The organism is Afipia sp. OHSU_II-C1 (assembly GCF_000497575.1).
In the GTDB taxonomy this organism is placed as follows: domain Bacteria; phylum Pseudomonadota; class Alphaproteobacteria; order Rhizobiales; family Xanthobacteraceae; genus Afipia.
This window is the reverse complement of the sequence record NZ_APJI01000029.1, coordinates 1-2,278: the sequence shown is the minus strand read 5'-3', so window position 1 is coordinate 2,278 and position 2,278 is coordinate 1. Positions and strand designations below refer to the sequence as shown.

Sequence of the window (2,278 nt, the reverse complement as noted above, 5' to 3'; positions counted from 1 at the left end):
CCGAAAGGATGCGTCAATCCGCACCGCGCGTTTGCCGATTGCCTGCGGCGCATGGCGACCGTTTACGGCATAACTGCGAACGATCGCGAGTTTGTTGCTGCACCACTCTTCCATGAAGCGCCGGCTCTGTTTTCATTGCTTCAGTTGTTCCGCGGGGGGACGGTCATTGTCACGGGCGATACGACGCCGGCAAATGTGTTCGGCATGATCGATCGTTACAAGGCGACATGGGCATTCATGGTTCCGACCATGTGGACCGCAATGATGACGAGCGATGAGGTCAATGCCTTTGATCTTAAATCGCTGCGCATCGTGATTAGCGGCGGTTCGCCGCTACAGACGCACATCAAGGATGCTCTTCTTGATCGGCTTCCTCATGCCGGCCTCAACGAGTTTTATGGTGGGACGGAAGTCGGTCTTGTTACCAATCTCCCCCCTCAGGATCAGCGCCGCAAGGTGAGGTCGGTCGGGCGTCCCGTGATCGGCATGTTTGTCGAACTGCGCGATGAAAACGGGAAGACTGTGCCGCAGGGCGAGGTCGGCGAAATTCATATCGGCGGCGCGACACTGATCCGGGAATATTTCAACAATCCGGAAGCGACCGCGAGCGCCCGCAACGGAAGTTTCTTCACGCTTGGCGACATGGGGCGCTTCGATGAGGAGGGATACCTTTACATCGTAGACCGCAAGAAGGACATGATCATCAGCGGTGGCGAGAACATCTTCCCGAACGACATCGAGGATGTTCTCTACAAGCATCCAGCCGTCAACATGGTTGCTGTTGTCGGCGCTCCTGATCCGAAATGGGGGGAGATCGTGGTCGCGGCTGTGGTACTCAAGCAGGGATACTCCGCAACGGAAGCGGATCTGATCGCGCACTGCAAGGAAGCTCTTTCGAACTTCAAGGTGCCTAAGAAGATCGACTTCCGCGATCAGCTTCCGATGTCGTCCTTCGGAAAGATACTGAGGCGCGATGTGCGCCAGCCCTACTGGGAAAAGCTGGAGGTTCAGGTCTGACCCGGGCTGCCTGAGACGTTTGTCGGCTAGGGCCGGCGCCGCGACCAAAAATCAGAAAAAACCAGAACATCACAATGCGAGAGAGGAACGTAACATGAGGTCAGCTCACTATCGTCGCACTCCCATGCTAGCTTTCGCTGCGGTCGCGCTTGCGGTCTTCGCGCAGCCCGCCGCCGCTCAGCAATCTTACAAGATCGGCGCCATGCTTGATGTCACCGGCGGCGCATCCTTCCTGGGCAAGCCGGAACACAACGCGGTCATTCTTGCGGTGGAAGAAGCCAATCAGGCTGGCGGCATCCGCGGCAACAAGGTCGAACTGGTTTTTGAAGACAGTAAGAGCACCGAAACCGACACGGTGCTGGCCGCGCGCAAGCTGATCAATCAGGCAAAGGTCCTTGCGATCGTCGGGCCAAGCCGGACCGGCGGCGCGATGGCCGCCATTCCAGTTGTCACCGAGGCTGAGGTCGCATTGCTATGCCCGGTGTCCGGCGTTGGGGTGATCGAGCCGGTTGCGGAGCGCAAATGGGTGTTCCGTCCGGGGCAGGGTGGCGACCTCTCAGTGGCTAAAGTGCTTGATTACGCGCGCCGCGCCGGATGGAAGAAGCTGGGCATTCTCTATTCTGCCGATGCCTATGGTGAGGATGGGCGCGATAACATGCGAAAGCTTGCCAAGGGTGCTGGCGTTTCCCTCGATCGCGAGGAATCGTTTCCGGCCAATTCGACGGATCTGAAGCCACAGCTTGCCAAGCTGAAATCGGCTGGCGTCGATGCGATCTTCATGCATGGCCTCGGTGCGCCTTCGGCCATCGTCTACAAAAATGCGCGCGAACTTGAACTGGCCACTCCGATCATCTCCGGGCATGGCCAAGCCAACAGCGCATTCCGGAATGCCGTTGGTGACGCGGTGATCGGGCAGCCGATTGTCGGTGCGCCTGTTCTGGTGTGGAGCGAGTTGCCGGGCTCGCACCCGCAGAAGAAGGTTTCTGAATCCTTCGTCACCAAATACAAGGCAAAGTTCGGGATCGCGCCGGACATGTTTGCGGGCGTCGCCTATGACTCCGCCAATATGGTCCTGCAGGCGATCCGGGAAACCAGCGGCGAGCGCGCCCAGATTCGCGATTGGCTCGAGAACAAGGTGAAGAATTATGTCGGCGTGACCGGGGTCTTCAACTTCACCGCTCAGGACCACGGTGGACTGAAGAGCGATGCGCTGGTGATGATGATCGCTGAGCAGGACGGCTGGCGTCTCGCCGATTACGAG

2 protein-coding genes are annotated in these 2,278 nt (G+C 58.6%); both read left to right on the top strand.

Annotation, left to right across the window (positions count from 1 at the left end; all coding sequences use genetic code 11):
* On the top strand, nt 1-1,017 hold a 1,017-nt coding region (locus tag I554_RS0124500), incomplete at its 5' end, for an AMP-binding protein (protein ID WP_024577651.1).
* A 124-nt stretch (nt 1,018-1,141) separates the two neighbouring features.
* Nucleotides 1,142-2,278 (top strand): ABC transporter substrate-binding protein (locus I554_RS0124495; RefSeq protein ID WP_024577652.1); only part of this gene is annotated, 1,137 nt, incomplete at its 3' end.